Origin of the sequence: Sinorhizobium meliloti (assembly GCF_017876815.1) — a bacterium.
GTDB classification, from domain to species: Bacteria; Pseudomonadota; Alphaproteobacteria; order Rhizobiales; family Rhizobiaceae; genus Sinorhizobium; species Sinorhizobium meliloti.
On record NZ_JAGIOS010000001.1, the window covers coordinates 3538490 to 3556416 of the forward strand.

Annotated in this window: 12 protein-coding genes; 2 read left to right on the forward strand and 10 right to left on the reverse strand. The window is 61.5% G+C overall.

Going from position 1 to position 17927, the window contains the following annotated elements; genetic code table 11:
• Positions 1-56: 56 nt before the first annotated feature.
• From scpB to JOH52_RS17225, 6 genes are all read right to left on the reverse strand, one after another.
• Positions 57-776 carry an SMC-Scp complex subunit ScpB gene (gene scpB, locus JOH52_RS17200; protein WP_010969279.1) on the reverse strand — a complete coding sequence of 240 codons (720 nt, stop codon included), beginning with the start codon at positions 774-776 and terminating at the stop codon, positions 57-59.
• The gene (locus tag JOH52_RS17205) at positions 769-1608 is read right to left on the reverse strand and encodes a segregation and condensation protein A (protein WP_014526708.1); all 840 of its coding nucleotides are present in this window, start codon (positions 1606-1608) and stop codon (positions 769-771) included. Before JOH52_RS17205 ends, scpB begins: the two co-directional genes overlap by 8 nt.
• Before the next feature lie 72 nt (positions 1609-1680).
• Positions 1681-2715, reverse strand: coding sequence for a beta-N-acetylhexosaminidase (gene nagZ, locus JOH52_RS17210; RefSeq protein ID WP_010969277.1), 1035 nt, complete (start codon positions 2713-2715; stop codon positions 1681-1683).
• A 120-nt stretch (positions 2716-2835) separates the two neighbouring features.
• Positions 2836-5673, reverse strand: a complete 2838-nt coding sequence (locus JOH52_RS17215; protein ID WP_107010478.1) for an SPOR domain-containing protein — start codon at positions 5671-5673, stop codon at positions 2836-2838.
• 63 nt (positions 5674-5736) lie between these two features.
• Positions 5737-7494: an arginine--tRNA ligase gene (gene argS, locus JOH52_RS17220; RefSeq protein WP_010969275.1), complete on the reverse strand. Its 1758-nt coding sequence runs from the start codon at positions 7492-7494 to the stop codon at positions 5737-5739.
• 97 nt (positions 7495-7591) lie between these two features.
• On the reverse strand, positions 7592-8809 hold the full coding sequence (locus tag JOH52_RS17225) for a deoxyguanosinetriphosphate triphosphohydrolase (RefSeq protein WP_003534550.1): 1218 nt from the start codon (positions 8807-8809) through the stop codon (positions 7592-7594).
• Between the two features lie 216 nt (positions 8810-9025).
• Between JOH52_RS17225 and erpA the strand changes: the two genes are divergently transcribed.
• Complete coding sequence (gene erpA, locus JOH52_RS17230; RefSeq protein WP_003534548.1) at positions 9026-9355, forward strand: iron-sulfur cluster insertion protein ErpA; 330 nt, start codon at positions 9026-9028, stop codon at positions 9353-9355.
• Positions 9356-9380: 25 nt separating this feature from the next.
• On the opposite strand, the gene JOH52_RS17235 is transcribed toward erpA, so the two are convergent.
• On the reverse strand, positions 9381-10844 hold the full coding sequence (locus JOH52_RS17235) for a phospholipase D-like domain-containing protein (RefSeq protein ID WP_010969274.1): 1464 nt from the start codon (positions 10842-10844) through the stop codon (positions 9381-9383).
• 207 nt (positions 10845-11051) lie between these two features.
• Between JOH52_RS17235 and xth the strand changes: the two genes are divergently transcribed.
• Entirely contained in the window at positions 11052-11843 is a 792-nt protein-coding gene (gene xth, locus JOH52_RS17240; RefSeq protein WP_003534544.1) for an exodeoxyribonuclease III, read from the forward strand.
• A gap of 58 nt (positions 11844-11901) precedes the next feature.
• Here xth and exoR read toward each other — a convergent pair whose 3' ends face one another.
• From exoR to JOH52_RS17255, 3 genes are all read right to left on the reverse strand, one after another.
• A complete protein-coding gene (exoR, locus tag JOH52_RS17245; RefSeq protein ID WP_003534542.1) occupies positions 11902-12708 on the reverse strand; it encodes a two-component system ChvIG regulator ExoR in 807 nt (268 codons plus the stop codon).
• 369 nt (positions 12709-13077) lie between these two features.
• Complete coding sequence (locus JOH52_RS17250) at positions 13078-14367, reverse strand: OmpP1/FadL family transporter (RefSeq protein ID WP_010969273.1); 1290 nt, start codon at positions 14365-14367, stop codon at positions 13078-13080.
• Positions 14368-14837: 470 nt separating this feature from the next.
• Positions 14838-17681, reverse strand: coding sequence for a valine--tRNA ligase (locus JOH52_RS17255; RefSeq protein ID WP_010969272.1), 2844 nt, complete (start codon positions 17679-17681; stop codon positions 14838-14840).
• Positions 17682-17927: the final 246 nt, after the last annotated feature.

The window sequence follows — 17927 nt, forward strand, 5'->3', positions numbered from 1 at the left end:
TCCTCGACCCGAAGATCCCGTTCTATACCTAAAGCCGATATCCATACTCAGGATTTTTAATCGTCTTCTTCAGGCTTCGGTGTCAAGAGGCCCAGTTCTTCGAGGTCCATCTGGGTGATGGGATCCTCGTTTTCGGCAAACTCATCGTCGCCGATCGGAACCGGAATGTTCAGATGGGAAGGGACACGCCCGGACAGCAGGCCGGCCCCCTTCAGTTCCTCGATGCCGGGAAGATCGCGGATCTCTTCGAGGCCGAAATGATCGAGGAAGTCTCTCGTCGTGCCGAACGTCACCGGACGCCCGGGCGTGCGCCTGCGACCGCGGAACCGCACCCATCCTGCCTCCATGAGCACGTCGAGGGTACCCTTCGAAGTCTGGACGCCGCGGATATCCTCGATCTCTGCCCGTGTCACCGGCTGGTGATAGGCGATGATCGCCAGCACCTCCAGCGCCGCGCGCGACAGTTTGCGGACCTCCTGCTCGTCCGTATTGACGACGAAGGACAGATCCGCGGCAGTGCGGAAGGCCCAATGGTCGGCGACCTGAACAAGGTTGACGCCGCTGCCCGCATAACGGTTCTTGAGCCTCGCCATCACGCTTCCGACGTCCACACCGCGCGGCAGGCGCCCGGCGATATAGGCTTCTGAAACCGGTTGGGCGGAGGCAAATACGAGGGCCTCGGCGATCCGCTCGGCTTCCTGCTCGAGCCTCGGATCGAAAGAAAATTCTTCCTCGTAATCCTCGTCACCGGGCAGGAATTTCTGGGCTTCAGCCACGCGCCGCCTCCATCTCCGCCAAGGTTGCCGCATCGAACGGATTTGGCCCGCGCCGCAGATAGATCGGCGTGAAGGCCCCTTCCTGACGGATTTCCAACCGCCCTTCGCGCACCATTTCGAGTGACGCCGCAAAGGAGCTCGCAATCGCCGTCGCGCGCTCCTTCGGGCTTGTCATGTAGCGGATCAGGAAATGGTCGAGCGCCGTCCAGTCGTCAAGGCTCCCGACCATTCTCGCCAGGATCAAACGCGCATCGCCGAGCGACCAGACATGCCGCTTCTCGATCGTCACCTGGGTTATCGCCTGACGCTGCCTGAGCGTCGCATAAGCTGTCAGCAGGTCGTAGAGCGAGGCGTCATAATCGGACTTCCTCTCCGTGACGATGTGCTCGGGCGCACCGCGCACGAAGATGTCCCGGCCGAGGCGGTTCCTGTTCACGAGTTTCATCGCGGCGTCGCGCATCGCCTCCAGACGTTTCAGGCGGAACGCAAGCGCCGAGGCCATCTCCTCGCCCGATGGGCCTTCATCCTTTGCCGGCTGAGGGATGAGCAGGCGCGACTTGAGATAGGCCAGCCACGCCGCCATGACGAGATAGTCGGCTGCAAGCTCAATACGGATAGACCGTGCCCGCTCGACGAAGGCGATATATTGTTCCGCGAGCGCCAGCACCGAAATGCGGGAAAGATCGACGCGCTGGCTGCGCGCAAGGTGCAGCAGGAGGTCCAGCGGACCTTCGAAGCCGGCGATGTCAACGACGAGCTCGTCCTCGTGCAATCCGCGACGGGCAGACTCGTCCTGCCACAAAGGCTCCATCGGCGCCTTCGCGGAAGGCATTTCCTGCCTTTCGTCCGATTTGCTCACGACCCTGCCCTTTCAGCAACGGACCCGCCCGCCAGGCTCAAGAGCCTAGGCGAGCGCAAACATTGCGTTGAACTCCGCGCGCAGTGCAGCTTCGACTGCGTCGTCCGGTTCCCGGAAAGCGGCCTCGGCAGCCCTCGCCCGGCGGAGCCTCTCCCCGGAGAGAACCGGAACGACATCTGCCACGGCCTTCATTTCTTCCATAATGCCGTGACAATGCAAGACGAGATCAAGACCGGCGGCGATTATTCCGCCGGCACGTGCCGTCATGTCGCCGGCAAGCGCATTCATGGAGACGTCATCGGACATCAGCAGACCGTCGAAGCCGATGTGGCCCCGGATGATCTCGCGCACGACTTTCGCAGAGGTCGTCGCCGGGTTGTCCGGGTCGATAGCAGTGAAGACCATGTGCGCCGACATGGCCATCGCTTCGTCCTTCATTGCCGCGAAGGGCAGAAAATCGCTGCTCTTCAATTCATCGAGACCGGCGCTGACGACCGGCAGGTTGTGATGCGAGTCGACGAAGGTCCGGCCGTGACCGGGCATGTGCTTCATCACCGGCAGCATGCCGCCCGCCTTCAAACCTTCGCTCATCGCGCGACCGATCGCGGTTACCGTCGCCGGGTCATGCCCGTAGGCACGATTGCCGATCACGTCATGGCTGCCGGGTACCGGCACATCGAGTACCGGCAGGCAATCGACCGTAATGCCGAAGCGCATCAGGTCGAAGGCATGCAGACGCCCCATGAGCCATGCGGCACGCAGGCCGAGTTCCCTGTCCCGCCGATAGATTTCACCGATGGCCGCGCCGTTCGGATATTGCTGCACGAGCGGCGGGCGTATGCGCTGAACGCGACCGCCCTCCTGATCGATCAATACCGGGGCCCGGGGGCTGCCGATGCTGTCACGCAGGCTCGCCACCAGGTCGCGGATCTGCTCTTCCTCGCCGATATTGCGTCCGAACAGTATGAAGCCCCATGGGCGCTCGCCCGCAAAGAAGTCGCGTTCTTCCTGCGTCAGCGTGAGGCCCTTGCAGCCGGATATGAATGCTTTTGATTCGCTCATGCGAAAAGCATACTGCATGTTTCCCGGAGCGGGAAAAGTGTGTGCGGTTTCCGCTCACTTCCCGCTCCAGCCCTTTGCACAACGAGAACGGGCGCGGCATCCCTGCCGCGCCCGTTCTCGTTTCGGACTTTGCCGTGTTTATTTCGTTACCAGGCAGCTTCCGCCGGCGCTTTTGTAGCGAGAGCAAAGCGAATTGGCCTCCTCGCGCGAACCGACGGGGATCCTGACCCGGTAATACGTGCCCTTGCCGGCGATCTCTGCCTTGCGGATGTCCACCCCGCGACCGCCGATCACGCTCGCGAACTTCGAGGAGAGATTGTTGTAGCTCTTCTGCGCCTCGGCCTCCGAAGGCAGAGAGGCAATCTGGATCACGTAGCTGCCGGCGGGAACCGAAGCCGTCGCCAGCGGTGCGGCTGCCGTTTCGGTTGCCGGCTGGCTTTCCGCGGGGGCCGCGGCGGGAGCAGCCGCCTCCGGCTGAGCGGCCGGGCGTGCCTGCGGCAGCGCGGTCGTCTTTACGCTTCGAACGGGAGTGACTCCTTCGGACGCTGCAGCGAGCTGATCCGGCGGCGCGGCAGCGGTTGCTTCGGCTTGTGAACCGGCGGCAACCGCTTCACCGGACGCACGGGCCGGGATCGGCGCCGCACCGCCGGCTGCTACCGCCGCGCTTTCCGGTTGCGGAGCCGGTTCCTCACGGGGGACAAGCGTACCGTCCGGCTTGACGATCATGGTGCGGACCTTGCGCGGTGCAACGGCGGGAACCGCTTCCTCTTCATCAGTCGCATTGCCGGCATCAGCCCCCGGCAGCAAGCGGGCGACCTCGTCGTCGTCGGCGGGCGAAGCACCCGGCAACATCTCGACGTCTCCACGTCCCTCGAGCGGCAAAGTCTCCGGCGTCAGCGTCCGCTGCACCACGTCCATCGGCTCCTCCGTCGAGGAGACCAGGCTCTGCTGGAGCGGCGCCTTGCCCGAGACGCCGGCAACGCGGTCGTAAACCGCCTTGTCCTGGTTCGGCACAGTCTTGCCGCCCTTCTCCTCGGGTACGACCTTCACCGGCGCCTTGTCCGCCAGGATGATCTTCGGACCATCGCCGGAAAGCACCGCGTTGCTGCCGCCCATCCAAGCGTAGACGGCGGCGCCGCCGACGATGATGATCCCGGCAACGCTGGCGGCCAGCAGCATCGAGCGCTGAGACCGCCGGCCATAACCCTCTTCACGATATTCCTCGGCCCGAGCATGGGGCATCGCCGTCACGCGCTCGGCTTCCTGCGTTGCGCTCCGGCGCTCCGCCATCGAGCGCTGGAAGTCTTCCTCCATCGCCTTCTCGAACTCGTCGAAATCATCGGCCGGTGCGAGTGCAGGACCCGCCTTGTCCGCCGATACAGACACGGGCTCGAGGTCTGCTCCGTTCTTGGCAGCAGGCGTCGGCGCGCTGAACAGCTGCGCCATCTCGGCGTCGATATCCAGATCGTAATCGGCCGGATAAGCCGCTGCTTTTTCCTCGGTCTCGACCGGAGGGAGTTGTGGAACGTCCAGTTCGCCGATCGGTGCGACGCCGCTTTCGGTCTCGCCGATCATCGCCGGGTCGAAAGGCAAGGCTACGTCGGCGGATGGCTTTTCGGGCTCCACCGGCACAGACATGTCCCGCGCCGATACCGGCGCTTGATGGACGAATGTCTCCGGCTCGCGTGGCGCGGCCATAGCCTGCAGATACGGCTGCGCAGGCGTTTCCACGAGCGCCGGGTGCGCTACGGCGGCTTGCGTAGCGACAACGCTCGCCGGCGCCTCGGCAACCGGGCTGTCCGCAAGATCGAGGTCGAGCGCTATGTCGGCCAATTCGAGTTCGAAGTCCTCGATGTCGAAGCTCGGCTCGACTTCCGCTTCCGGCATCCTGTTTTCGGGGATCTGAGGCGCTGCTTCCGCACGCATCTCGGGCGCACGTTCAGGCGACACGCTCTGCGCGACGACCGCCGGGCTTGTGGCAGCCGCGCTTGCGACAGCGGTCTCGACGGTCGGTGTGGCAAAAGCCCGCTGCTGCGAAACGCCGCCTGACGACGCTACCGGAGTCGCGCGGCTGAACGTCGGAGTAAAGGGATAGTTGTTCTTCTTCACCGCCGCCGGAGCGGGCCGATCCTGAGTTTCGGCCACGGCCGGCGCAGCGGCTTCTGCGGCGGCAGGCACCGGAAAACGCTCGACATCGGTCAGGAGCCGGTCGGCGCCGGTGGAAGCTGACGGTTGCGACGGCAGTTCCGGGGGTGCGACGGCAATGTCCGCCAGCTCGTCGCTCTGGACCGCACCGGCGAGATCGCCGGCCATGTCGACATAGACGGGCTCTGCAAGCCCGGCCTGCTCGGCGAGTTTGCCGGCTACGGCCAGCTTGGCGGAAAGCGGCTCCTGCCAGTCGGAGAAGATAGGAACATCGCTTACGTCGGCAGGTACGGAACCCGGCTGGGCAGCGTCGGTCGCATCCGGCGACGCATCGTAGCCAAGCGACAATTCGAGCTCGCGCTCCAGGTCCACGGCCGGTTCGTCATGCGGCGCCGCGACCGCAGCCACATCGCCATTCGACGTCCATTCCACCGGGGTCTCGATCGAAGGCAACGCGGCGGCCTCGGCGACCTCCTCGGGGGCCGGAGCGACATCGGCGACGACTGCATTCTGAGCAGCCTGCTCGTCGAAGACAGAGTGCGGGCCATCGGTCGGCACTGCGGCAGACGGATGTTCGACAAGGCCGCTATCGGGCCGAACAGGCGCCGCATGGGGCGTATCGTAGCTATCGAAGGCGCGGAGGAGCTCCTCCTCGAGATCGAAGGCCGGCTCGCGCCGCATCGCCTCCTGATGGCGCTGAAGTTCCTGCAGTTGCTGAACGGCTGGCCGAGCATCGTAACCGACAATGCGGGCAAGTTCGCTCAACGGATCATCATCGGCCAATGGTTCGAATTCTGCCGGCCCGCTTCGTGCGAATTGTTTGTCTGCCATACTCTCCACTCACAACTGCCTGCGTTGAATTGCCAGTGCATTGTGGGGAATTGGTGACACGACTTACCGCATCTCATCCGGTGCAGAAGTGCCTGTGATCGACAGGCCTGACTTCAATACCGAGGCGACAGCATGCACCAGCCCGAGTCTGGCAATGCTTAATTCTCTATTCTTATCGTTAACAAAACGTAATTCCGGGTTTTCCTTACCTTTGTTCCAGTGTCCGTGGAAGACCGCGGCAAGATCATACAGGTAAAAAGCGATCCGGTGAGGCTCGTGCGAGAGTGCTGCCGCCTCCACCACACGGGGATATTCTGCAAGCTTGGCGACGAGCTGCATTTCGGTGGGATCGACGATCGCGCCGGCCGCGGCCGCGAAATCGACTGAGGACAGATCAAGATCCGGGAATGCTTCCGCAGCCTGGCGGAAAACGGAACGGCAGCGCGCATGGGCGTATTGAACGTAGAAGACCGGGTTGTCCTTCGACTGTTCCGTCACCTTTGCGAAGTCGAAGTCGAGCGGCTCGGAGCTCTTGCGGTAGAGCATCATGAACCGCACGGGATCGCGCCCGACTTCGTCGACGACGTCGCGCAGCGTCACGAAATCGCCCGAGCGCTTGGACATCTTCACGGGCTCGCCGTTGCGATAGAGCTTCACGAGCTGGCAGAGCAGCACCGTCAGCTTCGCCGTTCCGCCGGAGATCGCGCGCGCAAGCGCTTCCAGCCGCTTCACGTAGCCGCCATGGTCGGCGCCGAGGACATAGATCATCTCGTGGAAACCACGATCGAACTTGTCCTTGAAGTAAGCAACATCGGCCGCGAAGTAAGTATAGCTGCCATCGGACTTGATCAGCGGGCGATCGATGTCGTCGCCGACCTCGGTCGAGCGGAAGAGCGTCTGCTCCCTGTCCTCCCAATCTTCCGGCAGCTGCCCCTTCGGCGGCGGCAGCGTGCCCTTGTAGACGTGACCCTTGAAGGTCAAATCGTTGATGGCCGTGCGGATCCGCGCTGCACCGTTGTCGTGCAGGGCCCGCTCGGAAAAGAACACGTCATGGTTGACGTTGAGTGCCGCCAGATCCTCACGGATCATCGCCATCATCGCGTCGATGACTCGCTCCTTGACGAGCGGCACCCATTTGTCCTCCGGCATGATCCTGAGGCTCGTGCCGTACTCGTCCGCGAGCGCCTCGCCCACCGGCACGAGATAGTCACCGGGGTAGAGTCCCGCCGGGATTTCGGCGATATCCTCGCCGAGCGCCTGACGGTAGCGCAGGAATGCCGAGCGGGCGAGCACCTCGATCTGCGAACCCGCGTCGTTGATGTAGTATTCCTTGGTCACGTCATAGCCCGCAAAGGCCAGCAGGTTGGCGAGCGCGTCACCGACGACCGCACCGCGGCAATGGCCGACATGCATCGGACCCGTCGGATTGGCCGAGACATATTCCACGTTGATCTTGCGGCCGGCGCCGAACGTGCTGCGTCCGTAATCGACGCCGGCACGGGTGATGGCTGCCAGAAGCTTCTGCCAATAGGAAACCGACAGGCGGACATTGATGAAACCGGGACCGGCAACGGAGACGCCGGCAACCTCCGGATCCTGCCCGAGCTTGTCGACGATAAGGTCCGCAAGCGCGCGCGGGTTCATGCCCAGGGGCTTGGCGAGCACCATTGCGGCATTGGTCGCCACATCGCCGTGACTTGCATCACGCGGCGGCTCTACATTGATGCGCCCGAAGTCCAGCTCGGATCGCTTTTCACGAATAATCTCAATCGATTCCAGAATTCTGTTAATTCTTGCTTCGAAGTCTGTGAAAAGGTTCATCTAATCCGTCCGCTTTTTCCAGCCACACTGGAGAATGGCGCAAATTCAAAGGAGGCCGGGTCCATCGAGAACCTGCAGCCTCCACGCGGGGGCGTCACTAGCGCAAATCGGGCGTATGGTCAAACAAGCGCCTATGCACGCTTATCGCGAAAGTATCGGTCATACCGGCGAGATAATCCCCGACGTGACGCGCCCGGGCCGGCTCCGCCATACCGGCGATCTGGTCGATCCAGTAATGCTCCTTCATCAGCGACGGATCGTCCATGAAGGCCCGGTAGAGGTCCGTTACGATCGATGCCGCTCCCTGCCGTACCCGCATCACCTCCGGATGCCGATAGATGCGCGTCATCAGCAAATTCTTGATCTGGCGGTCCGTCTCGCTCATCTCATCCGAGAAGGTGGCCATGACCCTGCCCGCGCATCGCACGTCTTTCGCGCTTTCCGGCCGGACTTCACCAAGCCTTTTCTGCGCCACGGCGATGACGTCCTCCACCATGGCGGTGATCTGCCGCCGCATGATCTCATGCGTGAACCGGCTGCTTTCAAGGCCCGGATATCGGTCGTGGACCTCGCGCATCAACCGGGCGAGAAACGGTATCTCTTCCAGCATTTCGAAAGTGAGATAGCCGGCACGCAGACCGTCGTCGATATCGTGGGTATTATAGGCGATATCGTCGGCAATTGCCGCCACCTGCGCCTCGAGGCTCGCAAAGCTCGCAAGCTCGAGGTCGTGAAGCGCGCAGTAATCGAGAATCGGCTGCGGAACCGGGCCGCGGAGGCCCTGCCCGTCGGCCGTCATCAGCGGGCCGTTGTGTTTGACGAGCCCTTCGAGACTCTCCCAGGTGAGATTGAGGCCGTCGAACTCCGCATAGCGCCGTTCCAGCTTGGTGACGATGCGCAGCGACTGGGCGTTGTGATCGAAGCCGCCATAGGGCTCCAGCACCTCGTGCAGTGCGTCCTCGCCGGTGTGCCCGAACGGCGTATGGCCGAAATCGTGGACGAGCGCCACACCCTCGGCGAGATCCTCGTCCAGTTTCAGCGCCCTGGCGAGAGCGCGAGCGATCTGAGCGACTTCGATCGTATGCGTGAGCCGCGTGCGGTAGTGGTCTCCGTCGGCGGCAATGAAGACCTGCGTCTTGTGCTTCAGCCGCCGGAAGGCCGTGGTATGAACGATGCGGTCGCGGTCGCGCTGGAAATCGGAACGGGTCGGGCTCGATGCCTCGGGATAAAGTCTGCCGCGGGAAGCCCAGGGGTTCGATGCATAAGCTGCGTGTTCACCGTAACCGAAACCAAGGGCCTGCCTGTCGACTGTCATTTCACACCTGCGCGCGTCATCCCATTGACGGGACATTCAAGCCTTCATACCTATAGAAAGCGCTACAGGAAAGCGACGCCGGCCGGCGACTCCGTCCCCTCGGGGCGGAACAGCGGCTTGCGGCAAGCCTGAAGATCGCCTGTCATGGCATGCGATTATAGCGTCAGAGCGAAGACGAATCTCTCCGGTTCTTGACCCCGGCAGGAGGCAAATAAGATGCAGGAAACAGTTACGCTTTCGGATGCGGCGGCCAGACGCATTGCCGCCATTCTCCAGGCGGAGAAGGACAAGAGCGCGATGCGCGTCTCCGTCGAAGGCGGCGGGTGCTCGGGCTTCTCCTACAAGTTCGATTTGGTGGACGCGGCAAATGCCGACGATCTCATCCTCGAAAAGGACAACGCCAAGGTCCTGATCGACAGCCTGTCGCTGGTCTATATGGGCGGCTCGGAGATCGATTTCGTCGACAACCTCCTCGGGCAGTCCTTCCAGATCAACAATCCGAACGCCGTCGCAAGCTGCGGATGCGGAACAAGCTTTTCGATCTGACGCCTCGCGCTGTATAACGCCACAGCTAAAGGTAGGGCGATCCGAGCCAGAGCAATCGGTTTGCCAGACGGTTTACGAGCGGCTGCGCGCGGAGCCCTGCAAGGGTCACTTCATCCGCGGCCGCGCGTATGGCACAGACCTTTTCGCCGATTGCGCGTGCGAAGGCTTCGTCGAGTATTTCGAGGTCGAACTCGAAATTGAGGCGCAGGGAGCGGGGATCGAGATTGGTCGAACCGACATAGGCCCAGCGATCGTCGATGACCATCAGCTTGGAATGGTTGAAGGCGCCCTTTGCCCGCCAGACGCGGCAATGACCTTTCAGCACCTGGTCGAACTGTGCCGTCATCGCGCGGTCGACGAGTGTCAGATTGTTGACAGAGGGCACGACGATGTCGACTTCGACGCCCTTCCTCGCCGCCGTCACGAGCGCGCTGACCAATTCCTTGTCCGGGAGGAAATAGGGCGACATCAACCGGATATGTTTTCGCGCCATCGAAAAGGCGCCCATAAGCATCTTGTGATTTGTCTCGTTGGTATTGTCAGGACCTGAGGGAACGGCCCGCATCAGCACCGATCGCCCGTCCGGCTCCGCCGGAAGGTCGGCGAGCCGCCAGCCGTCGCCTGTCAGTACCTCCTTGCTCGAAAACTGCCAGTCTTCCGCGGCAACCTGAAAGATATCGGCGACAACGGGTCCGGTCACGCGGAAATGCGTGTCGAAAGAAGCAGCCTTGCCTGCGATTTCAGCGGCAAAGCCCGCGCGGATGTTCATGCCGCCGGCGAAAGCGACCGCGCCGTCGACAACCATGATCTTGCGGTGTGTCCTGAGATTGGCATAGGGCAGCCTCAGGCCCATGATGATATTGCCGTTGAAGACGGCGGTCGGCACGCCTCCTTCCTTCAGATAGCCCACAATGGACGGCACGGAATAGCGCGCACCCACGGCGTCGATCAGGACGCGCACGGCGACGCCGCGTTTCACTGCGGCGATCAGGGCATCGGCGAAACGCATGCCGATGGGATCGCGGTCGAAAATATAGCTCTCGATGAGAATGCTGCGACGGGCGGAGGAGATCTCGTCGAGCATCGCCGCATAGACCGCGTCGCCGCCCTCGAGCATGGTGATGTGGTTTCCCGCCGACATCGTGAAGCGCGCAACGCGGTCTCCAAGCATCTTCATTGCCGCGAAACGCTGTCCGAAACGGGCCACCACCTGATCATGCGTGACATCGAAGCGCCCGAAAGGGTCCCGCTCGGTCGAGCGCAGCAGCGAGCGCTGCAAGCCGATAGACGAGCGGCGCATCCGATTGATGCCGGCAACCGCGTAGATGACCGCACCGATGACCGGTGAGAGCAGCACAACCCCGACCCAGCCGGCGGCCGCCCGCACATCGTCTTTCGTCATCGCCGCATGGATGATTGCCGGGACGCCGAGGACGACCGAAAGCAGCGCCAGAAAATGCGGCCAGTAACTCTCTATGAACACGATCATGCGCGGGACTATAGACGGACGCGGTGCGGAATCAATTCGGCTACTTAAGGGTGAAATCTAGCGCGGGGAAGAAGCGGAAGATGCGCCGGAACGGCGGCCGCCTGATCCGGACCCATGTGGCGGATCCCGGATTTGTCAAAAGAATTTCCAGCGGCTAGAACGAACCGACCGAACGGACTCAAATCTCGTGAGATGCAAGGCTGCCCAATGAAGATTGCCACATGGAACATCAATGGCGTCAAAGCGCGTCTCGACGGCCTCGTTGGCTGGCTCAGGGAATCGAACCCCGACATCGCCTGTCTGCAGGAGATCAAATCCGTCGACGAAACATTTCCGAGAGGCGAGATCGAGGCGCTCGGCTACCATGTGGAGACGCATGGACAGAAAGGCTTCAATGGCGTCGCCCTGCTCTCCAAGGTGAGACCGGACGAGATCAATCGCGGATTGCCGGGAGACCCCGCCGACGAACAGTCGCGCTTCATCGAAGGCGTGTTCTCCGTCAATGGCGGAGCCCTTCGGGTCTGCTGCCTCTATCTGCCCAACGGAAATCCGGTAGAGACGGAAAAATACCCCTACAAGCTCGCATGGATGCGGCGCCTGGCCGCCTTTGCGGAACAGAGGCTCGTCCTCGAGGAACCGCTCATCCTGGCCGGCGACTACAACGTCATTCCGGAGGCGCACGACTGCTGGGACGTAAAGGTCTGGCGGAACGACGCTCTCTACCTGCCGGAGACACGTGCCGCCTTTCGGCGGCTGCGCAACCTTGGCTTCACCGACGCGGTGCGCGCGACCTCCGACGAGGCGCCGCTCTATTCATTCTGGGATTATCAGGCCGGCTGCTGGCAGAAGAATTTCGGCATCCGCATCGATCACCTGATGCTGTCGCCGGAGGCGGCAGACAAGCTCGTGTCGACCTCTATCGAAAAGCACGTCCGGGCCTGGGAAAAGCCGTCCGACCATGTGCCCGTAACGGCTGAATTCGCGTTCGAGACGGCCTGAGGCGAGCCGACCTTCCCTGCCCTAAGGTCGCCATCCTCGGGTCAGGCCGCACGGGACCTCAATCGTCGTCGTTCTGCAGATGCATGTTCTGGGACATCGTTATCGCTACCCGGCGGTCGTCTTCGGTGGCGAGCGAGAACGCCTGTTCCTGCATGGCCTGGAGCCAGGGCCGGTCCTTGGGGGAACATTGGCCGAGCGCCGCCGTCATGTATGCGAGACCGCGTGCGGTCTGACCTTCCTGGAAAATGACGTTGCCGAAAACGCCCATGGCGCCGGCATGACCATTCTTGCGCGCCCGGTTCAGCCATTTCTTGGCCTGCTGGACATTGACGCTTCCGCCCTCGCCCGAAAGCAGCATGCGCGCGAGCTGAAATTGCGCTTCCGCCACGCCGAAAGTGGAGGCCGCCTGGAAATACAACTGCCTGGCCTGCGACAGGTCGGACCTTACCGGGGTGTCGGGAATGCCGCGCCGGTAGTAGCCGGCAAGCGAAATCAATGCATTGACGAAGTAGCCGGTATCTTCCGAGCCGGGCTCGACGCCCTGTTGTGCGATTTCGCTGTAGATCTTGAACGCTTCGAGATCGTTCTCCGCGACCCCATCGCCATAGGCGTACATATTGGCGAGCGCCCAGCGAGAGCCCGTGTGCCCCTTTTCGGCCGCATACCGGTAGGCCTCTACCGCTTCGTCTTTCCGGCCGCTCTTATAGGCGGAAAAACCGAACTTGAAGAGCGCGAAGGGGCCCGACTCCTTGGTCACGCCGGCTCCGGGATCGAAAGCCCGTGCTGGCCCGGCCGCAGTTGCGCCAACCGCCAGCGACATGCCAAGCACCGCAACCCTAAGCGACTTCAATTCACCCGCGCGCATAACAATCAGTTTCTTTTGTTCGAGCCGGCCACGCCGACCCCATCACCGTCGCGAAGATGCTGTACGCACTGGCTCCTGCGCCCACCGGTGCTCCGGCTGCGTGCCTGAGGCCAATGCTAGGGAATATCATGACGGCACACAAACTCACTTCACCTCAACGCGGGCATGGAACTCGACTAGCCTTCGTCCCTATATCGCTGCTCTCATTTTGTGGCGGGAAATGGACATAATCGACCCGGTCCGGATAGTAGCAAACCGTAGCAGGAAATGTGTTGCTGAATCGTCACATTCACAACCGCTTATAAGCGTGGTTACCAGATACAAAAAAGGCCCGGGGAGACCGGGCCTTTTGGAGTAATTGCCGAGAGGTCAGAACCTGACCTTCAGAGAAGTTGAGATCGCCCCGACGAAGTCATTGCCAAAGTCGTAGGAGACGTCACCGCCAATCGTTTGTCCTTCGAAATCAACCGGACCGGAACTGCCGCTGGTCAGGATACCGACGACACCGGCGAGACGGATTTCCACATTTTCGGTCGGCGTATAGGAAACGCCTGTGCCGAGCGTCCAGGTATCGGTCTGCGCGCCGTATCCCTGGCTTGTTCCACGATCCCAGGTGAGGCTGACTGCACCGCTCCACTGATCGTTGAACTTGTGGCCGATGCCGCCGGTAACCGTCCAACCGTCCCGGTAAAGGAGGTCGAGGCTGGTGCACGGCGTAGTAGGCGATATCGTCGCAGGGCAGAATGTTACAACCTGCAGCTGACTCCAATCGGTCCATTTGATGGAGCCAAACGCCAACCAGCCGGGGGCGATGCCCGATTGAACCTTGAGTTCAAGCGAATCCGGCATCGAGGCCGAACCCTGAACGTCATATTTGGTGCCGGTGATCACCCGAGGTCCAACCGGAAAAGGGTTCGGAAACGCAAGCTGACGCAGATCGATGAAGCCCGATAGATCATCCAGATCCACAGCACTGTTATAAACTAAGCTCGCCCGCATCGCATATTCGGGAATTTCGTACGCGACGCCGGTGCGCCAGCCCCATCCGCTATCTTCCAGCTCGAGACGACCGACGCCGGAAAAGGTTGAAAACGGAAACGGCGCGAAGGTGTAATCCTGCACGAGCCGTTCTTTAAAGCCGCCCACTTCCTGATAGAACCCACCGCCAATAACACGGAAATAGCCGGGTCCCATTTGCCACTTATAGGAACAGGTGGCCGCATAGTTGTCGCTCTCCACCTTCGTCTCGATGTTGTTGTTGGCACCGGCCCAGTTTTTGCCGGGGTTGGTGTGGGCGCCCCAAGGCTGCGAGTAGTCCGCCATACAGTCAATACTGTCACCCAAGGCAGCCTTAATGCCGATGCGGGGCGCCCAATAGCTCTCGGTGTCGTCCGCGGTGCTTGGACGATAATTCAGGTTTCCGCCACCGAATGTCCCGCCGAGTATGTCCGTATCGGCGGTATCCGTATCCTCTACATTCTTCAGCTTACGCTGCGGATTGACATAGGTCGCCGTCGCTTCTGCCGCATAGTCCGACGGGTCGAACAAGAGATCGATATTATAGCCGCTGCGTTCAAGCCCTCCCGCCTGCGCAGCCGAGGCCACGAGCATTCCGGCAACCGCAGCCAGAATACCCTGCTTCAATCCAATTCGAGCCATCAAGCTCCTCCCCTGCATTCCAAATCATGCGACCACCCAGCTCGATGCCGCGCTTGAGGGAAGTATCCTCACGATTGCGTGAAATGGCAAACTGCAAACCCCGGGAAAGGCCCGGCGGGGACGGTCACCGGATTTACGTAAGAATTCCCATTTCTCGCCACAATTCGAGCTCCAGTAGAATTTCATTCCTTTAAGGCCAGGATTTTGATCGCCCGGAGGAACTAATTTCTATTTAAGGTGGCGTGTGTGACGCTGGAACAACAACATGGCTTTTTACGCGGAACCCTTGCGGAGCACTATTGAAACGCCGGCACGTAAAACCTAAGCGTGCATTGTCGGCCGCCCCCACCTCCCATTACCTCGCGCAGTGACCAAGCATCCGATTCGCGGCACGGGCGAGAAACTAGAAAATCCGCGGCATTGCTGCCGCGGATTCCATTTCACCGCGAACCTGCCGGGGCGATGAAGCTTCAGCCCGCTTCCGAAACGCGGGACAAAGCAACGCCGAGCGAGTCTCTTTGCAGGTCGAGTTCGACCAGCCGCTCGCGCTCGGCCTCGACCAGTTCAGGCTTGGCATTGGCGACGAATTTTTCGTTGGCGAGCTTGCCGAGGATCCGCTCCCGCTCGACGTCGACCTTTGCAATGGCCTTTTCCAGGCGCAGTTTCTCGGCTCCGAGATCGATGAGACTGCCGAGCGGAAGGCAAGCCGTCGCTTCGCCGACCACGATCTGAGCGCTGCCGCGGGGCGCCACTGACGCGTGCTCGATGTTTTCCACCCTCGCCAGACGCTTGATCGCGGAGGCGTGCCTGTCGAGCCGCTCGCTCGTCAGCGCCTTCGCCCCGACGATGACCAGTGGTGCCATCGCCGCCGGAGGGACGTTCATTTCGGCGCGAACCGAACGAATGCCGGAGACGAGGTCGATCAGCCAGTTGATTTCGTCCGCGGCCGCGTCATCCGCATAGAAGGCGGCAGGCCATTCGGCATGACAAAGGAGCGTCGTACGCTCTCGCCCGGGACCGGTCGTCTTTTCCCAAAGCTCTTCCGTCATGAAGGGCATGAACGGATGAAGCAGCTTATAGATCTCATCCAGGACATAGGCCGTGCAGGCCTGGGACTCGCGCTTGGCCGCCTCGTCGTCGCCGTTGAAGACAGGCTTCAGGAGTTCGAGATACCAGTCGCAGAACTGGTTCCAGACGAAGCGGTAAAGGGCTCCCGCCGCTTCGTTGAAGCGGTAATCCTCGATCGCCTCGCTCACGTCACGAATGGTGCGCGACAGTTCCGTCAGGATCCAGCGGTTGATCGTCAGCGACGCGGCCTCGGGGATGAAGCCTTCGCTGCTTATTGCCCCGTTCATCTCGGCAAAGCGGGTCGCATTCCACAGCTTGGTTCCGAAGTTGCGGTAGCCTGCTATCCGGGCCGGGTCGAGCTTCACGTCGCGCCCCTGAGCCGCCATGATCGCCAGCGTGAAGCGCAATGCGTCGGCGCCGTATTCGTCTATCAGCTCCAGCGGATCGATGACGTTGCCCTTGGACTTCGACATCTTCTGCCCGTTCTTGTCACGGACGAGCGCATGGACATAAACCGTATGGAACGGCTCGACTGGCGTGCCGTCCGCATCCTTCATGAAATGAAGGCCCATCATCATCATCCGGGCGACCCAGAAGAAAATGATGTCGAAACCGGTTACCAGCACATCGGTCTGATAGTATTTGTCGAGCTCGGGCGTCTCCTTCGGCCAACCGAGCGTCGAGAAGGGCCAGAGCGCCGAGGAGAACCAGGTGTCGAGGACGTCCTCGTCGCGTGTCAGGATCTCACCCGGCTTGAAGTTTTCGAGCAGGTCTTCGACATAGGCCTTCATCGGTCCTTCATGGGCGATGTAGTGCTGGATCGCCGCATGCAGCGCTTCCTCCTCGTTTCGCTCAACGAAGATCTGCCCATCGGGACCGTACCAGGCGGGAATCTGATGGCCCCACCAGAGCTGGCGGGAAATGCACCAGGGCTGAATGTTCTCCATCCATTCGAAAAAGGTCTTTTCCCAGTTCTTCGGGACGAAGTTCGTCCTGCCTTCCTTGACGGCCGCAATCGCCGGCTTCGCCAAAGTCTTGGCGTCGACATACCATTGCTCGGTCAGGCGCGGCTCGATCGGCACGCCGCCGCGGTCGCCATGGGGCACCATGTGCTTGTGGGGCTCGATATGATCCACGAGGCCGGCCTCTTCGAGCATCTCGACGATCAGCTTGCGGGCTTCGAAGCGATCCTTGCCTTCCAGCCGGTCCCAGGCGCCATGGAGCGCCGCCGGATGGTCGAGACCTTCGAGGAAATCCTCATTGTTCTTGATCGTTATCCGGCCGTCTGCCGTGAGAACGTTGACCTGCCTCAGTCCTTGGCGCTTGCCGACGTCGAAATCGTTGAAGTCATGGGCAGGCGTCATCTTTACCGCGCCGGTGCCGGTCGTCGGGTCCGGATACTCGTCGGCGACGATCGGGATGCGGCGCCCGACGATCGGCAGGATGACATGCTTGCCGACGATGCCTTTGTAGCGGACGTCATCCGGGTGCACGGCAACGCCGGTGTCGCCGAGCATGGTTTCCGGACGCGTGGTCGCGACGACGAGATAGTTGCGCGTCTCCCATTCCGTCGCATTGCCGTCCTCATCGAAGGCGACAGGATGCTGATAGGTCACGCCCTCTTCGAGCGGGTAGCGCAGATGCCAGAGATGGCCGTTGACCTCGACCGGCTCGACCTCGATGTCGGAAATCGCTGTCTGCAGCTTCGGGTCCCAGTTGACCAAGCGCGTGTCGCGATAGATCAGGCCTTCCTTGTAGAGGCTGACGAAGACCTCGATGACCGCCTCGGACAGGCCCTCGTCCATCGTGAAGCGCTCGCGCGACCAGTCGCAGGAGGCGCCGAGCCGCTTCAATTGATTGAAGATCAGGCCCCCGGACTCGGCCTTCCACTCCCAGACCCTCTCTATGAAGGCCTCGCGGCCCATGTCGCGGCGGCTCGGAAGCTGACGCTCCATGAGCTGTCGCTCGACGACCATCTGCGTCGCGATACCCGCATGGTCCATACCCGGCTGCCAGAGCACATCCTTGCCGCGCATGCGCTCGAAGCGGACCATGATGTCCTGCAGGGTGTTGTTGAGCGCGTGGCCCATGTGCAGCGATCCCGTCACGTTCGGCGGCGGGATCACGATCGTGAAGGTCTCCGCGTCCGGCTTCGCGTTGACACCGGCGCGAAAGGCGTCCGCCTCGTCCCAGGCCTTGGCGATCTTCGGTTCTACCGCTGCGGAATCGTAGGTTTTATCAAGCATTCTTTCGCCGATTTCTGGAGATTGATGTCAGCGTTTGTAAACCGGAAGGCCCGGGGCAAGTCAACCTGAACGGGGAAAAAGCCGCAGCCATCGTGCATGCGGCTTCCATCTTAGAGCACTTCCAGGAAAAGTGTGTAACGGTTTTCCGTTCGGAAGTGCGCAGGTTCAAAGACTTAGAGCACTTCCAGGAAAAGTGTGTAACGGTTTTCCGCCCGGAAGTGCGCAGATCAAAATCGCTTCGGGAAA